We start from the raw sequence: 16,112 nt of genomic DNA, 5'->3' as shown, positions 1-16,112 counted from the left end.
GCGAACGAACATGGCCGATCTGAATTCCCTGGCGATTTTCGCCAAAGTCGTCGAAGCGAGGGGCTTCTCGAAGGCGGCGCGACGCCTCAACATCCCGCTCTCCACGGTGAGTCGCCGCGTCGCCGAGCTCGAGGATCAGCTCGGTGTGCGCCTGCTCGAACGGTCGACCCGCAGTTTGCGGCTCACCGATGTCGGGGCGGAGGTGCTGGAGCACGCTCAACGCAGCGCAGAACTGAGCGAAACCGTCGACAACCTGGTCTCGAACCAGTTGTCCACGGTCGAGGGAGTTTTACGGCTCTCCGCGCCGCTGAGCACCTCGGACACACTGGTTGCTCCGCTGCTTGGGGCGTTCAAGGCATCCTACCCCAATGTCCGAGTGCAGGTCTTCATCACGAATCGGTATGTCGACCACATCGCCGATGGTGTCGATCTCGCATTGCGCGTCGGCCCTCTCGTCGATTCGTCACTCGTCGCTCGTAAGATCCTTACCTTTCGAAATCAGCTCGTTGCGAGTCCCACGTACCTCGAAAAGGTCAAGGCTCCGAAATCGCCAAAGGATTTGCTCCATCACAAATTGATTACGTTCTCGCACTGGAGGCCTGGCCTCCGCTGGATCTTTCGGCATCGAAGCAGAAAAGATCAAGAAACGTTGTCATTCGAACCGCATCTGTCCATGAACGACTACAGCGGCCTCGCCGCCGTTTTGCTGACCGGTGCAGGCATCGGAGATCTTCCCCCGGTGGTGCAGCCTTCGCTCATGCGTGAGGGGCGGCTCGTGGAGGTGATGCCCGATTGGCACTTTCCAACATCCGATTTGTCGGTCGTGCATTTGAGCAACCTTCACATGTCGCGGCCGGTGCGCTTGTTCAAGGAATTTGCCGTGGAGATGGCGCCAACGCTTTTTCCGAACCTTCCCGTTTGATTTGGCAGAGAGCGTTCGTACCTAGCACATCGCGTCATCCGGCATGGCCCCTGCTTTGGCCCCCTCGAAAGGAGGTCAGAATGAATTTGGATGAACTTCAAGGAAAGTGGCACACGATCAAAGGAACCGTACGTATGAAGTGGGGGAAGCTCACGGATGACGATGTCAGCCAAATCGAAGGGCAAAGCGAGCGTCTCGTGGGAAAGCTGCAACAGCTCTATGGCCTCGAACGCAAGGCCGCGGAGAAAGAGCTGGAGGTTTGGCTTGCCAGCCAATCCTGAAAACGCTCGGTGAGGCGTGACGCCACAATCATCGGTGTCGGCCACGTCATCGAGTGAACGATGACCCTGGTCTGCGCGGCCCGTCTCGGCGTGCGATTGCAGAGATGCACGAGCGTCGAAACGGGGCCGCGCTCCCCTCGGCCCCGCATGCTCACGCTTGCGCCATCGAAACGTCGGTGGGTAGCATGCCCACGACGATGGATCCGACAGCGCAGGAGCGCGTTTCTACGCTGGAGCTCTTTTTCGACCTCGTCTTCGCGTTGACGATTACCCAGGTTGCAACGGTGCTGGTGAATGCACCGGACGCAGGTGGCCTGGCGCGCGCGGCGGTCGAGCTCTCGGCCATTTTCTGGATGTACGGCGGCTACGCGTGGATGACCAACGCGACGGCCCCCAACACATGGCCACGGCGATGGTTGCTTCTCTCGGGGATGGCCGGCTTTTTCCTATGTGCCCTGGCCGTGCCGCGCGCCTTCGAGGACGACGGCATCGTCTTCGGCCTGGGGTACATGCTCGTCAATCTCGTGCATCTTACAGGCTTTTGGCTCGCCCCCGATCGGGCTCCACGGCGTGCCATTTTCCGCCTCGGGGCGTGGAATCTCACGAGTGCATCCCTGGTGCTCGCCGCCGGATGGGCGCACGGTAGTGCGGATTGGTGGCTCTGGTGCGGTGCACTCGCGGTGCAGATTGCGACGCCTCTCCTCGGACGCGCCGGATTGGGCTTTGGCCTGCGCGCGTCGCACTTCGCGGAGCGCTACGGGCTCATGATCCTCATCGTGCTCGGGGAGTCGCTGCTCAGCGTGGGCATTGCCGCGCAGCACAGGGCCGTCGATGCGGCCCTGGTTTTCGGAGTGCTTGCAGGCTTGGCCCTTACGGCCGCCATGTGGAGCGTCTACTTCGTGGACGAGGACGAGCGAGCCGCGCACGCGTTCGAACGAGCGTCACCCGCGCGAAAGGTGGTGGGCGCCGTTGCGGGTTATGGTCTGGCGCACCTTCTGATGATCGGCGGCGTGGTGGCGGTGGCCGCGGGAACGCGCCTGTCCGTCAACGATCTCATGGCTCGAACCACGGCATTCCCTGCTTGGCTCATTGCCGGTGGCGCCGCGTTGTTCTTGTTGGGCGCGGCGCTGTTTCGATATGCATTGGGCATTGGCTGGCCCGTACCGCGTGCCGCAGGCGCGGCACTCGTCCTCCTCACCGTGTTAGCGGGAATTCACGGCTCGACAGCCGCAGAATTGACGGCCGCGGCACTGCTCATCGCGGTCCTGCTCGCCGCTGAAAAGCGCGCCATCGTCCCCGGCTGACGCATACGGACATGTAGGCGCGGTATCGCAACGGCGCTCAAAAGGATGGCATTCGCATGCACGTCGGGAAAGCCCGGTCGCTTTGCGCGCCTACGTCGATCAAGCTCCTTGGACCGAACGCGGCGAAAGGCAGGTTGCCCCAGTGATCCGACGATTCCTCCTGACGAGCTTGGCCGTAGCCCTTATCGGATGTCAGAACGATGCGACATCCAACCATGACACCGAGACCGATCGAGGCGAGCTCGATCCGAGCAGCGCCGGCGCAACGGCGGCTGCAGGTTGGACCACCAATGGCACGCGTGGCAAGACCAGCGAGCCGAGCGTGCCCGTCTCCGGCACTGCGGACGCGCGTTGGACGCCGTACGATCCGCCCGCGCTCTATCCGAGAACGGTGACCCTGCCGATGCAGTACATCACCATGGCCGACGGTGTGAAGCTGGCCGTCATCGTCACCCTGCCGGCGGATGCTTCGGGCAAGCCGATCCAAGGGCCGCTCCCCGTGGTGCTGCAGGAGACCGATTACAACGCGGCGCTTTCCACGGTGGCCTCCAATGCGGTGGACGGCGTCGTGCCCAGCCTTTCGTGGTTAGGCTCCGTCATTGGCGCGCACGATCCTTATATCGTCAAACACGGTTACGCGAGCGTATCGGTGGACGGGCGCGGCACGGGCAATTCGGAAGGCGTGTGGAAAGCGTTCGATCCGGAACATCAACGCGACGATGACGTGCGGGTGCTGGATTGGGTCGTTTCCCAGCCTTGGAGCAATGGAAACATCGGCGTCGCCGGCATTTCGGACGTGGGCATTCATTCCTTTCTCTTCGCGCAAACGGGGCATCCGGCGATCAAGGCGGTCATTTCGGAAGGAGCCGGTGGCGATACGTACCGCGATGTCGCCATCACCGGAGGGCAGGGCAATCTTCTCTTCTTCAGCACGTGGTTTTCGTTGACCACGTTGGTTTCGACGCTCAATCCGCAGCTGCTGCTGGACCCGGTGCGGGCGCTTCCGGTCACGTTGGATCACTTGAACAACGCGCTGACCTCTTTCCAAGTGCCGAAGTTCGTAAGCGCCGTGCTGGGTGATCCGGCACTCGCATACGACGGGGCTTTCTTTGCCGGCCGATCGCCGGTGGAAGCCACGGATGCCATCAAGGCACCCACGTTCATCGTGACGACGGCGCACGACATTTGGCAGCGCGGAATGCCCTTGATGTACGAAGGCATCAAGAACCATGCGCCCACCAAGATGCTCGTGGGATCGGGAACGCACGCGGAAATGGCCCTCAACCTGGGGATGACCGGAGACGGCGTCCCCATCTTCGATCGCATTCAATTGCGCTGGTTCGACCAATACGTCAAAGGCTTGAGCGTCGGCGCCGATACCTTGCCCAACGTCACCCAGAGCGTGCTTGGTCACGGCCACATGGTCACCAGCACCGACTGGCCGCATCCGCAGGCACACGCACAACGATATTACCTGCACGGCGACAAGCAGCTCACCATGGCCGCCCCCGGGAACGCCCCCTACGAGCGAAACGATCCGCGAAAGCTGGTCCAGTATCCGCTGAACGGAATTTGCTCGATCAGCACCTCCCAATGGACGCTCGGTGCTTTGAGCCTCCTGCCCATTCCCTGCTTCCACCGGGACAATCTGACCGAGTTGTTCAACCTGCTCTACGAGACGCCGGTGCTGACCCAGGATATGTACATCAACGGGCCGATGCAGGCCGATATTTGGGCCTCGACCGGGGAGCGAGGAGGATCCATCTCGGTGCGCATCGACGACGTGGATGTCTTCGGGGATGCAATCCCGATTAGCAATGGCCTATTGAACGATCAGTTCCGCCAAGTCGATCCGTCGCGTTCGCGCACGCTCGATGGCGAAATGATTCAGCCTTGGCACGCATTCACCGAAGCGTCGGCTCAGCCCGTGGTCCCGGGCGAGGTGATGAAGCTATCCGTGGAGATCTTCCCCGCCGCCGCAAGGATCAAGGCCGGGCATCGCTTGCGCATTGCCATCGGCCCGAGCAATGCACCGCAAGGTGTGCCGCTGGGGGGTCAGATCGTTCTGCAAAGCCCCATCGGCACCATGACCGTGTACAACGATCCAAGCCACCCCTCGAGTCTCGTGATCCCGGTGGTGCCGATTTCGGCGCTGCACTGAATCGCGGCCTGAAGGGGCGCGCTTTAGTCCTCGATGGCGGTGCTAAGCTGATCGTAGAGCGACCCGACGGCTGCAAACCCGGTATCCCAATCGGGGTGGCTGCACGAAGGGTCGCCGAGGACGGTGACGCCGGCGAGCATGCCTCCAACCATGAACGCGCCGCCGGAGTCCGCTCCGCAACCCCGCGAGTCGGCGTTGCGGGCAAAGAAGCCCGTGGGGCCGATGCGATCGCTTTCGTCCGCGACGTTCGACCCCACCTTGTACACACGCAACCGAGCCTCACGGCGGGTATCGAATGCGCTCGAATCCTCGGTGCGGCCGAATCCGATGAGCGTGCCCTTCGTTCCCACGCCCGGGATTTCGCGCGCGAGGCGCACGGTGGGAAGGTCGAGCGCACGACTCAAGGTCAAAACGGCGACGTCCCGTGCGCCGATCTGGGTGGCGCGCGTCGCCACGACGCCGCCAGCCCGATTCTCCCCGGAATGGATGCAGTGTTGGGCCGTCACGACCTTCGTGGGCGCGACCAACGTTCCGGAGCAAGATCCGTTGACCGAAACGACGTAGTCGGCGTTCGATGGGTTTGCGTGCCCGCCGATGGCCTGCGCGCTCCGTTGGGTGGGGCTTTCCGTGGTTGCGTCCATGCTACACGCCGACGCAAGGACGGATACGAGTACGTACACCGCGGGAATTCGATTCTTCATGGGTTCCTATTTCTGGACTCGAGGCTGCTTGGCGGGTCATTCAGCCAAGCACCTTGGAGACGCTCTTCCGTGGGAAGTGGCGCAGAAAATCGACGGGCCAACCGCCCGTCTCGACCGCGCCCGGCGCTGCCATGTCGAAGGGACCTCTCCGAATCGAATCGCGGGTGCTACGCGGGGCGGGCGCCGACGCGACAGACGTCGACCCCCGATGCTCGAACGACCAGCGTTTTCCACGCCAACAGTGCGCCGTCGGCCATCTGTCGGGTCTGAAAGAGGTAGTCGGGGAGCAGCTCCGCGCCGATTCGACTGCCCACGATATCGGTGGCGTTGGTGGAATCGCGGGGGCCGCGGGCATTGTAGATCGGCTGCGTGCCCACGATTTGGTCGTTGAGCGCGTCATCGAAATAGAGTTGCACGGTTTCCGATTCTACCTCGGCGATCCGGACGATTGCGTGAACATGAATCGTTCGACGACTGTACCATCCGGGAAAGCAGCTATTGAAATCGGCCCGGCCCGATGAATTGGTCCGCTGCTGGCCACGGAACCATCTGCTGCGGAGCGCACGAGTATCACCGTGCACACACCCCTCCAAGTTCCCCTCGCCGTGCGGCTCTTCGGCGATGCCCTCTCCCGAGTAGAGGCCCTCCGCGGAGGCATGCCATACATCGACGATGGCATCCGGAACCGGCCGGCACTGCTCATCGATCACCAGGAAGGCAAACCGCGTGGGGAGCCCGGGCTCTCCCTCGCTGATGTCTTCGCGCAGGCTCGTCACGGCCGAGTAGCAAGGCCCCAAGTTTTGCTTGCATGTCAGCTTGCACGTGGCCCCCAGGCCAGTGCTGAACGGATCTGGATAACCGCCTCGCATGGCCGCCGTCCCGCCGCTGGCCCACGCGACCGGTCCGCTATTCTTGCCTTCTTCCGAAGCGCACCCGATCAACCATTGCGCAAGCGGCGCTATCGCCAGGGTCGATCCGACCAAACGGAGTGCCTGCCTACGCGTCACGTCGCGGCGGAATGCAGTGTATTTGAAATCGCTGGACATGAATTCCCTCCTATTCTCGAAGCAAGAACCCAAATCAACGCGAACACTGCCATTTAGAATCACGATAGATGCAAAATCAAATTTTAATACAATTACACGAATCAAAACGATATTTGCGTCCGTATCATGGAAACGTGATGATCCATTGGATCGCTCGCCGCCCATTTCGTTCTTTCAAGCGCGCCAGGAAAAGGTCCGGCGCGATATGCATCGAACCAATGCATTCGTCATTGGCCCCGTGCGACGGTGCGTGAACGCTTCTTCGTCGTTCGAGGCGAGGGTCGTTCTACCGGTTAGACGAGGTCAGGCGCGAGCGGCGCATGGGCGTACACCGCCAGCGTCCAACTTACCTAACTGGATGCAGCGCGGCGTTTGGTGAGAAGAGAATCCAAATCTCGGCAATAAGCGAGGACCCACCTAACTCCACGGGAGGTTTTCCATGCACAAGACCCTCGCTGTCGTTCTAGCTATCGCCGGATTTGCAGGAACCGCTTACGCGGACGACGACGTCGATGCCGACGCCTACCTCGGACATTGGACCTTTCAATCCGGCAGCAAGATCACGTCTCCCTGCAGTCCGGACGTCGTCGATACGACGGGAAAGGCATTCGACCTTGCCGCGGGCGCCGCGGCCCATGAGCTCACCACCACGGTGCAGGGGTGCGCGATTACCCTCGTCGAAACGGACGCCACGCACGCGAAGCTGAAAGCATCGACGGAGTGCACGCTCCCCAACGGGACCAAAATTACCTTTACGTCCGCCGCCTTCAACCTCACGGGCAGCACGCTCGGCGTAGAACTCGTTGGTCGCAGCGGCCTTTGCACCATTACCCAGAAGGGCACGGCCCACAAGTAGAAGCACGCCTCGTGTCACTTTGGGGGCGCGCCATCGTAGAGCGGGAGCGGGGGGACCCGCTCTCGAGGAGACGCGAGCGACGCCAGCAGGATGCGCAGGACCACCGCGCGGCGTCGCTCGATTTCGGCGGGCGGGCGGCGCTTTGGCCAGAATGCCCCACTCGCCGCATGCTCCGCTGCGCAAACGAGTGCGTCCCAGAAAATAGGGTCGAGACGCGGCCGCCCGTGCTCGGCAGCAATAGAATCGAAAAGGGCAATCATTCGTGCAATCACACGCGCGCGATGGGAGCTCGCCGGAGACTCCGGATCGTGGATCTCGTTGTAGATGGCCCCGACCATCGGGCCTAGATTGAGCCCCCATTCGAAGTACGCGTCCACCGCCGCCACGACGGCCCCCCGCAGATCGCGTTGTTGCTCGGCGGCGGCCAGCACTTGCGCGTACAGAAGATCGTTGGCGCGGGCGACGAGTGCCTCGATGACATCGCGCCGATCGCTGAAGAGCCTGTAAAATGTAGGGCGCGAGATCCCCGCCGCCTCGAGGATCCTCTCGACGGTCGTGTGACGGTAGCCGTGTTCGGCGTAGACGTGCGCGCTGGCTGCGATGACGTGCTCGCGCAAGTCGTCGCCCGCCGGTGCGGACGCGGGCGGCCGGCCGCGTCCCCGACGAAGTGGACGCGGTGCTTTCCCGAGAGGCGCTTGCTTGCCCGTGCCCGAGCTCATCCCGAACAGCGTACCACGTAAAATGACACGCGCGTCACTTTATGCTGGCCGATAATTGACACCGAAGTTACATTTTTGACCAAGGCAGGTCAGAACATGAGCTTCGACTACGACGTGGTGGTGATCGGATCGGGATTCGGAGGCTCCGTCACGGCCCTTCGGTTGTCCGAGAAAGGCTACCGGGTCGGCGTCCTCGAAGCCGGGCAGAGATTCGAGCCCACCAGCTTGCCGAAAACGTCATGGGATGTCCGGCGTTTCTTGTGGGCGCCAAAACTCGGTTGCTATGGCATCCAGCGCATTCATGTGCTGCCGAATGTCGTGGTGCTCGCGGGGGCGGGCGTCGGAGGCGGCTCACTGGTCTATGCCAACACGCTTTACGAGCCGCTGTCCGCGTTCTACGACGATCCGCAGTGGCGACACATCACCGATTGGCGCCGTGAGCTTGCACCGTTCTACGATCAGGCCAAACGCATGTTGGGGGTGGTGGAAAACCCCGTGGTTACGCGTGCGGACGAGATCATGAAGGAGATTGCCGACGAGATGGGCGTTGGGTCATCGTTCCATCCAACGCGTGTCGGCGTGTTCTTCGGCGAACCAGGCGTGGCCCCCGGCACCGAGGTCGACGATCCTTTCTTCGGAGGTGCGGGTCCCCGCCGTCGCACCTGCACGACATGTGGCGCCTGCATGATCGGTTGCAAAGAGAATGCGAAAAACTCGCTCGATCGCAACTACCTTTACCTGGCCGAGCGAGCCGGCGCCCAAATCCATGCCATGTGCACGGTAACCGCCGTGCGACCCGCCGACGGCGGCGGCTATTTCGTGGAGACAGTGCGCACGGGCAGGTCCGCATGGTGGAAGAAGAACCGCCGGACATTCCGCGCCGAACAAGTGGTCATTGCCGCGGGGACCTACAATACGCAACTGCTACTGCACCGCATGCGGGACACCGGTGTGTTGCCGCACGTCTCGTCGCGCCTTGGTGTCCTCACGCGCACCAATTCGGAAGCCATTTTGGGCGCCACGGCGAAAACCGCGGCCATCGACCATAGCCGGGGCATTGCCATTACGTCATCGTTTCATCCCGACGAACATACGCATATCGAGCCGAATCATTTCGGCAAAGGCAACGATGCCATGGGCCTGCTGGCAACGGCCTTGGCCGATGGCGGCAAACCGTATCCACGGCTTTTCACCTGGCTGAAGGAGATCGCCAAGCGTCCGTTGTACTTCCTAGGCTTTGGGCACGTCCGACGTTGGGCGGAAAGGACCATTGTCCTTCTCGTGATGCAAACTCTCGACAATTCCATCACGGTCTCGGGCAAAAAGGCTTTGGGCGGACGCTTCAAGCTCACGTCCACCCAAGGCCACGGGCAGCCCAATCCCACGTGGATCCCGGTCGCTCACGACACAGTGCGGCGGCTTGCCGGGAAGATCGACGGTATTGCCGGCGGCTCCTGGGGCGATATCTTCAATACGCCAATGACAGCGCATTTTCTGGGAGGCTGCGTCATTGGCGATTCCGCGCGAACGGGCGTGGTCGATGCTTATCATCGCGTTTACGGTCACCCTGGCCTGCACGTCGTGGACGGTGCTGCGATTTCCGCCAATCTCGGGGCCAATCCATCGCTCACCATCACGGCCCAGGCGGAGCGTGCCATGTCGATGTGGCCAAACCACGGCGATGTCGATCCGCGGCCTCCGCTCGGCACGGCGTACCAGTCCATCGCGCCCATCCCGCCGCTCCGCCCCGCTGTTCCCGATCATGCCCCAGGTGCACTCCGCCTCGAAGCGAATGGCTGAGTCCTTAGCGCTTCTGAATGTAAAACATCGGCTGTCGGGCGAAGGGGATGGCTCCCACGTTGCACTGCCCTTGGTGCGCCGCTAGAAATTCCTGCGCGGCGATGCCTTCCCCTGGGAAGCGATCGTGATACCCCTCGTCCAACGCGATGATGCCACCGGGCGACAAGCGTGGCCACACCTCGGAAAGCACCAGCTGCGTCGATTGGTAAAGGTCCGTGTCCAGATAGACGAAGCTATAAAGATGGTGGGCGTTGGTCTTCAGGAACTCGTGCAGGGTATCTTCGATCTTGCCCGCGACCAGCTCGATGCTGTCCTCGAAACCGTGCAGCGCGATGGACCGCTCCAGCAGCTCGCGCCGGCCGCGGTAGCGACCTCGGTCTTCGACCGCAATGCCATCTTTGGAGTTGAACTCCTGCAGGCCTTCGAACGTGTCGAAGCCGTAGAGCTTTCGAAGATCGTGCGGCGCGAGCAACCGGAGGATTTTGGCCATGAACAGAAGGTTCGAGCCGTTGAAGACCCCGAATTCGAGAACATGGCCCGGCACGTCCACGATTTTCTTCAGCAACTCGTAACGTGCCAAAAAGGTTCCCATCGGAACCGTGCCTAGAAACAGACTCCAGTTGTCCACGGCGAACTTCGCATCCACCGGGTTACTTTCGAAGAATGCGTTTCGCTTGGCGATGAAGTCGGTGTCGAGTTTCGAGAACTTGGGAATGCTGGCCATTGGGCTGCGCCTCACGTCGGCTGGCGGCGGTTGATGTATGCGTAGGAGAACATCACCAGATACATGACGATGTCGCGATTGTAGACGTCGGGGGGATTCCTGACAAATTCCGCATTGAAGCCCGTGTAGAGATTTTCCAGCAGGATCTTCTTTTCCATGACCATCGAGATCAACTTGCTCGATACCACGATTCGCTTGTTCCACGTCTCCTCACCGTGGACCAGGCCATGACCGAAGCGCAACGCACGGTGCACTCCGACATCTTCCACGAAAACCTCGAGCGTTTTCCCGAGGATGGTCGACTCGAACTTGGTGCGCTCGACGTGCCCCTTTACGAACTTGTCGAACTCCAGGAGATACCGCTCCAGCCGCTCCTCGATGGCCCCGTTTTCGATGGAATCCGAATCGACACGAAATGTATCGCATGTGTCGACGACACCGTAGGCTCGGTAGTAGTCGATCGCCGCCTGCTTGAGATCGCGAACGGCAATGTCGTTGCCGAAGAAGCTCTTCTTCACCTCGTGAAAATCGAAAGCGTCGCCCGGCCGCATGTCCAGCACGGTCACGTTGCTCGGAATCCGAGAGCCGAAATGTTGGGCGATGTAGTCGTAGTCCGGAATGATGGCATCGCCGAGATATTCTTCCTTGTCCTTGACGAAGGCACCGGAGAACCCGGCATAGCTCAGAAAATGCGAGGCGCCGACGGCGGCTGCGTTCTGCAGCCCGGCATCGATCATTCCGTCGACCTTCTTTCGCAGCAGCCGTGCTTTCTCTTGCGGACTGAAATTGCGGTACGTGGTCGGGAACCCGGATGCGGAATTGGTCTGCGAGGCATACAGCGCGCGATTCGCGCCCTTCTCGATGACGGCAGCTTTGATGGCGGAAAGTGGCGCGCTCTCCAAGGGTACCCACAAGTCGTTGCCGTGAACGACCGCAGCGTCGGGCGTCTCGATCAGATAGAGGGCGTCATCGTGCGACAGCTTCTCGTTGACGAAACTTCGCACGCGAAATGAACCGAGCTGCTCGCCGGCCGGCGAAAGCATGTGCAGATTCGTGAATCCAAGCTTGCCGAGACGCCGCTCGACGCTCTTCGACGCGAAATTCGTCGAGACAATCGCCGAGCTTTTGTCGAACAACTGTAAAAATTGATTGTCGCAGTGATCATCGTGCGCATGCGAGATCAAGATCCGCAGCTTACTGCCCAGCGCGACGAGACTCGCGGGGTGCACGGCCATCGGCGGAACCGGCAGCCAACTCCCAAACGCCGGCCGCTGGTACCAAGGGTCCGTGAGAAGATACTCATCCCCGTACCGGATGAGCAGGCTCGAGTGGTTGACGAACAGCACTTCGGTATGGCTGGACGCTCGCATGTTCGGCTTAACTTTCGACCGGAGGAAGGAAGACGTTTCCCGGAAATTGGGATGACGCAACGCATTCCATCAATGCGCGATGCGATTTCGGAACCCGCGGGAGGGCGGCCGGAAGTGACCATGCAGCCTCGGCCCCGTTGGGCGCCGAGAGGAGAGAGATTCACATGAAGGCGGGAAGGCGGGAAGGCGGGAAGGTTTGAGATTTTTTAATTGGCCGAGTTGGCCAAATTGGAAACCCAAGAAAGCGTTCCGCGCTGCGCACGCCGAAACCCCTTCCCGCCTTCCCGCCTTCATGTGAATTCTCTCCTCTATGAAGTGCGTTATATCGACGTAGAGTTTCACCGAATCGTAACTAGCCATTACCGTAACGTGGGCGCGCAATCGTCGAATGTCCAAATGGGCAGAGCGCGACGTTGTCGTGCGCTGTACCGATGGTCGGTTGGCATATTGGTGCCATCGCCTCGCGCTCAAAAGACTTTCGTGCCATGTGGCGGGCACCATGTGAATTCGACACGCTGCCGTCACCGAAGTTCCGCGACGGGCGATTGACACAATCGGTCGTACGGGGCATTCCGATTCTTGGGCAATTTGCGCCGAATTGGCGCGCCTATGTGGGATAGGTCATCTATGAAGTTTAGCGAATTGGTGAAATGATCACCTCATCGCTTTCACAGCGTGCTAGCTACCGATGAAGGCGCTCCGGAGGAGTGGACTTGCGGCAAACGCGCAGTTGACGGCGTCCGCGGGTTTCCACTTGCGGAAGCGAAAGCTCGGAAGGTTCCAGCGGGGATTGCCCCCCTGACGGCGACCTTTTGCGTCCGCAATCGTTGGCTCTTCACCAGGGAATGAAAAGCATGAACAAGGGACTTTATCGCACCGCACTCCGGAGCGTAGCTGGAGTCGGCGCCGTGTTCGCAATTGGCCTATCGAGCACGTCGGCGACGGGTGGGCCCGTTCAGTTGGACGTCTTCGTTCCGCCGAACGATCTCCACCTGCAGGACGGTCTTTTCAATTCGGGTGGCCTCACCAAAGAGCAGTTCGATGGTGTGATCGCCCAGACCAGTTCCATTTTCACGCCCGTCGTCGCCGGTCACAACGGTACGCTGGTGGTCAACTCGCTCTGGGACAACAGCACGGTCAACGCGAGCGCGTCGCGCAATGGAAGCTCCTGGATCGTCAATATGTACGGCGGTCTGGCGCGCCGCCCCGAGGTGACGCCCGAAGGTTTCACCCTCGTTTTGTGCCATGAACTCGGCCATCACCTTGGTGGATATGTCTTCAAGCGCGACGACTGGGCGGCGGCCGAGGGGCAGTCGGATTGGTTCGCAACGCAGATCTGCGCGCGCCGAATCTGGAAAGACGACGCAGCGGGCAATGCGGCGTTCCGAACCTCCGCGCCCCAGATCTTGCGCGATAAGTGCGACGCCCAGTGGGCGACGGCCGAAGAGCAGAACCTGTGTTATCGCATCGGGTCGGGCGGAATCTCGCTGGGCGCGCTTTTGGCCACGCTCTCCGGCGAGACTGTCGACATTTCGACGCCCGACACCACGGTCGTGACGGCGACGAATTATCGCAGCTATCCGGGTGCACAATGTCGATTGGACACGTACATCACCGGTGCGCTTTGCGGGGTGCAGGGCGACCTTTCGGTCATCCCGGGCGTCAATAGCGCGGCTCCGAAGAACAACGTGGAATCGGAGCGCGAAGCCGCGAAATATCGTTGCTTGCCGTCCAGCACGGGTGTGCCGGGCTACAACGGCAAGGACGTTCCCACGTGCTGGTTCAAAGCCCTCATTCCCGCCGCGCAGTAGATCGAATTCGTCAGGCTGCGGGACTCACGAGTGCGGCATTGCCGAGGCGAACCTCGGCAATGCCGTTTTTCATGCGCATCACCCGCCCCGAGGCCATCTCGCGGGTGGTGGCGATGAGGAATTCCCCGCGGCCGATGTTCATCAAGGCGCCGTAGGCCGCGGGCGCGACCATGCGCAATCGGGCAAAGGTTTCGCTCGGAGGATCCCTGCGCGACGCCGAATGCGACACGTAGGGCGCCGCCACCGTTGCACGGGCGAGGCCGCGCGTCGAACGCCCGGCGGCGACGAAATCGTAGCGCAGAATGCTTCCGGTGCCTTTCGCGTGGTCCGCGACGAGAATTTCGTCTGGCAGGTAGAGCACCGTATCTCGCGTCTCCGAATCACCTTCGCGACCGAAGGCGCCGTACAGCCGCAGGTTCGGATCGGCCACCGGGCACACGAGCTTCGTGAGCGCATCGATCGCCTGCGAGGTGGTGTTCGCAAAGTTCAGTCGGCCCGCGATGCGTTTACCCGCGGCACGCAGCTCGGCGAAAATATCGAGCTCGTAGAACAAGACGGCGATCGACGGAATCAAGACGGCACCGCGCGCATTCAGCGCTTCGATGACGATGTGCGAGCGGCGCAGGGTCACCGCCAGCGGGGGATGAACGAATCCGATGTCCGGCCGCGACGCAACCCCCGAGCACAGCACGGCGCCGCGCCATCGATCGAGCTGCTCGGCCATCGCCGACATGTCGCATGGTGAGGAAAGTTCCTCGACTTCGAGGTGAACGGATAGACCGCCTTCGGTTCGGCACGAATCTGGACTCATGAGACCTGGCTCCTTGCTGGGCGGTCTCGGATTCGTGGGCGGTGCTGTCGTCAAAAACAACGAAGGCCGCCTCGAATCGAGACGGCCTGAAATCGTTGGTACGCTACTGGCCGCTCGCTTCTAGACGAAGCCCCAATAGCTAAAAAAGAAGGACGCACGCGACATCACGCCCACTGTCTAGCAGGGCATGTTGATTCGTGCAAGGAATCCGACGACGTCGATGATCTTCGACCGATCCTCGCCGGAACCGCGCCTGCGCCGCCCGACCGCAGGGAGGGGCGTGGCCATGCCGAACCGAGCGGGGGCAGCACCGCTTTACCGACTCATCGCGATGATGCGATAACCGCCAATTCGACCGCAGTATCGACGAGCCTCTTGCGATCGAACGTCGAGGGGCTCGTGTTAACTTGCACGGCGACGGCCACTTTCGTATCGGGAAAGTACATGACCCGCGTCAGGTAGCCCGGAAACGTGCCGCTGTGGCCATAGGTCATCCCCAAGCGCGACGGAAGCAAAATGGTCGCGATTCCATATTTCGCTCCTTCTCCTAGGGCCGGCGCAGGCACGCCGTCGAGCATCGCGGGAAGCATCGTCGGATCGAATGCGCGCCCTTCGTAGAGCAGTTTGACCCAGCGCGCCAGTTCTTCGGCGGTCGATGCAACTCCACCGCCGCACCACTCGAAGCCCGGATCGAGGGTCATTTTGCCGTTGACCATCATGGCGTCGGTCCCGCTGAAGACATTCGAGTCCCCCGCATAACCCTGCACGATGGGAATATCCGGACGGTCCATGAAGATGGCGTGGTCGAGCCCGAGAGGGTCGAAAAGGCGTTTCTTCGCCTCCGTATAATACGTGGAGTTCGTAATGTGCTCGATCACCAGCCCAAGCACCATGTAATTGGTATCGGAGTATTCCCAACCCTGGCCGGCAGGAAAAGGTGCGGCCTTGTCGAAGAGAAACGAGAGTTGTTCTTCCCGCTTCCAGATACGATAAGGGTCTTTCCTCACTTCGGCGGTGAAATTGGGATCGTACTCGTAGCGCATCAATCCGCTGGTGTGCTTCATAATCATGCGAATGGTGATGTCGTGCGCATTGGGAAGCCGGCCGAACCAGGGCTCTTCCCCGAGGTATTTTTCGACTTTGTCGTCTAGCGCCAGTTTGCCTTCGTGAACCAGCTGCAAAGCAACCCCGGCCACGTACGTCTTGCCCACACTGGCTTGCGGCAGGAGATCCCCCGGCAACATCCGTCGCTGCGTCGCGCGATCCGAGACACCGACCGCGAGCCCGAACGACGAGCCATCCGCCAATACCACGCCGGCCGTGCCACCCGGGAAGTCGCCAACGGCATGCGAAGCCGCAAATTTGTCCTGCAACGTCTGTCGAAGCAGCGCCGTCTTGTCCGGCGCGGGTATCCCGGGATCGTCGTCACCACACGCGACGTTGAGTGCCGGCAAAGCGCACAGGGCCAGTAATAGAAGCATGATTTTCGAGAATCTCGTCTTCATGCTGCCATTGTAGCGCCGCGTCCTCCGTCGACCGTGTGACCGACGCTCGGTACAATCCGCGCCATCACGACAATTGGCCCAGGCATGCGCGGCTTCGGCGC

Annotated in this window: 14 protein-coding genes; 7 read left to right on the top strand and 7 right to left on the bottom strand. The window is 61.3% G+C overall.

The features are described 5' to 3' along the window. Nucleotides 1–10: 10 nt before the first annotated feature. From LZC95_02820 to LZC95_02805, 4 genes are all read left to right on the top strand, one after another. Nucleotides 11–922, top strand: a complete 912-nt coding sequence (locus LZC95_02820) for a LysR family transcriptional regulator (protein ID WXA95772.1) — start codon at nucleotides 11–13, stop codon at nucleotides 920–922. A gap of 80 nt (nucleotides 923–1,002) precedes the next feature. Further along, nucleotides 1,003–1,203, top strand: coding sequence for a CsbD family protein (locus LZC95_02815; protein ID WXA95771.1), 201 nt, complete (start codon nucleotides 1,003–1,005; stop codon nucleotides 1,201–1,203). 185 nt (nucleotides 1,204–1,388) lie between these two features. Beyond that, nucleotides 1,389–2,507 carry a low temperature requirement protein A gene (locus LZC95_02810; GenBank protein ID WXA95770.1) on the top strand — a complete coding sequence of 373 codons (1,119 nt, stop codon included), beginning with the start codon at nucleotides 1,389–1,391 and terminating at the stop codon, nucleotides 2,505–2,507. 142 nt (nucleotides 2,508–2,649) lie between these two features. After that, nucleotides 2,650–4,668 (top strand): CocE/NonD family hydrolase, encoded by a 2,019-nt coding sequence (locus tag LZC95_02805; GenBank protein WXA95769.1) that lies wholly within the window; start codon nucleotides 2,650–2,652, stop codon nucleotides 4,666–4,668. Nucleotides 4,669–4,691: 23 nt separating this feature from the next. Here LZC95_02805 and LZC95_02800 read toward each other — a convergent pair whose 3' ends face one another. Both LZC95_02800 and LZC95_02795 read right to left on the bottom strand, forming a co-directional pair. Then, a complete protein-coding gene (locus LZC95_02800; GenBank protein WXA95768.1) occupies nucleotides 4,692–5,369 on the bottom strand; it encodes a S1 family peptidase in 678 nt (225 codons plus the stop codon). Between the two features lie 167 nt (nucleotides 5,370–5,536). Next, a complete protein-coding gene (locus LZC95_02795) occupies nucleotides 5,537–6,415 on the bottom strand; it encodes a protocatechuate 3,4-dioxygenase (GenBank protein ID WXA95767.1) in 879 nt (292 codons plus the stop codon). 439 nt (nucleotides 6,416–6,854) lie between these two features. Here LZC95_02795 and LZC95_02790 point away from each other — a divergent pair, with 439 nt between their 5' ends. Next, entirely contained in the window at nucleotides 6,855–7,271 is a 417-nt protein-coding gene (locus LZC95_02790; GenBank protein WXB00368.1) for a hypothetical protein, read from the top strand. 14 nt (nucleotides 7,272–7,285) lie between these two features. Here LZC95_02790 and LZC95_02785 read toward each other — a convergent pair whose 3' ends face one another. Next, a complete protein-coding gene (locus tag LZC95_02785) occupies nucleotides 7,286–7,990 on the bottom strand; it encodes a TetR/AcrR family transcriptional regulator (protein WXA95766.1) in 705 nt (234 codons plus the stop codon). A 96-nt stretch (nucleotides 7,991–8,086) separates the two neighbouring features. Here LZC95_02785 and LZC95_02780 point away from each other — a divergent pair, with 96 nt between their 5' ends. Then, complete coding sequence (locus LZC95_02780) at nucleotides 8,087–9,790, top strand: GMC family oxidoreductase (protein ID WXA95765.1); 1,704 nt, start codon at nucleotides 8,087–8,089, stop codon at nucleotides 9,788–9,790. Between the two features lie 4 nt (nucleotides 9,791–9,794). Here LZC95_02780 and LZC95_02775 read toward each other — a convergent pair whose 3' ends face one another. Both LZC95_02775 and LZC95_02770 read right to left on the bottom strand, forming a co-directional pair. Beyond that, nucleotides 9,795–10,514 (bottom strand): TylF/MycF family methyltransferase, encoded by a 720-nt coding sequence (locus LZC95_02775; GenBank protein WXA95764.1) that lies wholly within the window; start codon nucleotides 10,512–10,514, stop codon nucleotides 9,795–9,797. Nucleotides 10,515–10,525: 11 nt separating this feature from the next. Continuing rightward, nucleotides 10,526–11,884, bottom strand: coding sequence for an MBL fold metallo-hydrolase (locus LZC95_02770; GenBank protein WXA95763.1), 1,359 nt, complete (start codon nucleotides 11,882–11,884; stop codon nucleotides 10,526–10,528). 854 nt (nucleotides 11,885–12,738) lie between these two features. On the opposite strand from LZC95_02770, the gene LZC95_02765 reads away from it, so the two are divergent. Further along, nucleotides 12,739–13,695 (top strand): hypothetical protein, encoded by a 957-nt coding sequence (locus LZC95_02765; protein WXA95762.1) that lies wholly within the window; start codon nucleotides 12,739–12,741, stop codon nucleotides 13,693–13,695. A gap of 10 nt (nucleotides 13,696–13,705) precedes the next feature. Here the strand turns inward: LZC95_02765 and LZC95_02760 are convergent, their stop codons facing one another. Then, the gene (locus LZC95_02760) at nucleotides 13,706–14,506 is read right to left on the bottom strand and encodes a hypothetical protein (GenBank protein WXA95761.1); all 801 of its coding nucleotides are present in this window, start codon (nucleotides 14,504–14,506) and stop codon (nucleotides 13,706–13,708) included. Between the two features lie 323 nt (nucleotides 14,507–14,829). Continuing rightward, nucleotides 14,830–16,011, bottom strand: coding sequence for a beta-lactamase family protein (locus tag LZC95_02755; protein WXA95760.1), 1,182 nt, complete (start codon nucleotides 16,009–16,011; stop codon nucleotides 14,830–14,832). Nucleotides 16,012–16,112 lie beyond the last annotated feature (101 nt).

The sequence above is a fragment of the Sorangiineae bacterium MSr12523 genome, assembly GCA_037157775.1.
GTDB classification, from domain to species: Bacteria; Myxococcota_A; Polyangia; order Polyangiales; family Polyangiaceae; genus Pendulispora; species Pendulispora brunnea.
This window is presented reverse-complemented; position numbering and strand designations above follow the sequence as displayed.

Bases quoted from the DNA above. Each gene is read 5' to 3' on its own strand.
- LZC95_02810 (WXA95770.1), top strand. From the start codon at position 1,389: ATGCCCACGACGATGGATCCGACAGCGCAGGAGCGCGTTTCTACGCTG.
- LZC95_02780 (WXA95765.1), top strand. From the start codon at position 8,087: ATGAGCTTCGACTACGACGTGGTGGTGATCGGATCGGGATTCGGAGGC.
- LZC95_02760 (WXA95761.1), bottom strand. From the start codon at position 14,506: ATGAGTCCAGATTCGTGCCGAACCGAAGGCGGTCTATCCGTTCACCTC.
- LZC95_02815 (WXA95771.1), top strand. From the start codon at position 1,003: ATGAATTTGGATGAACTTCAAGGAAAGTGGCACACGATCAAAGGAACC.
- LZC95_02770 (WXA95763.1), bottom strand. From the start codon at position 11,884: ATGCGAGCGTCCAGCCATACCGAAGTGCTGTTCGTCAACCACTCGAGC.
- LZC95_02785 (WXA95766.1), bottom strand. From the start codon at position 7,990: ATGAGCTCGGGCACGGGCAAGCAAGCGCCTCTCGGGAAAGCACCGCGT.
- LZC95_02800 (WXA95768.1), bottom strand. From the start codon at position 5,369: ATGAAGAATCGAATTCCCGCGGTGTACGTACTCGTATCCGTCCTTGCG.
- LZC95_02790 (WXB00368.1), top strand. From the start codon at position 6,855: ATGCACAAGACCCTCGCTGTCGTTCTAGCTATCGCCGGATTTGCAGGA.
- LZC95_02820 (WXA95772.1), top strand. From the start codon at position 11: ATGGCCGATCTGAATTCCCTGGCGATTTTCGCCAAAGTCGTCGAAGCG.
- LZC95_02795 (WXA95767.1), bottom strand. From the start codon at position 6,415: ATGTCCAGCGATTTCAAATACACTGCATTCCGCCGCGACGTGACGCGT.
- LZC95_02775 (WXA95764.1), bottom strand. From the start codon at position 10,514: ATGGCCAGCATTCCCAAGTTCTCGAAACTCGACACCGACTTCATCGCC.
- LZC95_02755 (WXA95760.1), bottom strand. From the start codon at position 16,011: ATGAAGACGAGATTCTCGAAAATCATGCTTCTATTACTGGCCCTGTGC.
- LZC95_02765 (WXA95762.1), top strand. From the start codon at position 12,739: ATGAACAAGGGACTTTATCGCACCGCACTCCGGAGCGTAGCTGGAGTC.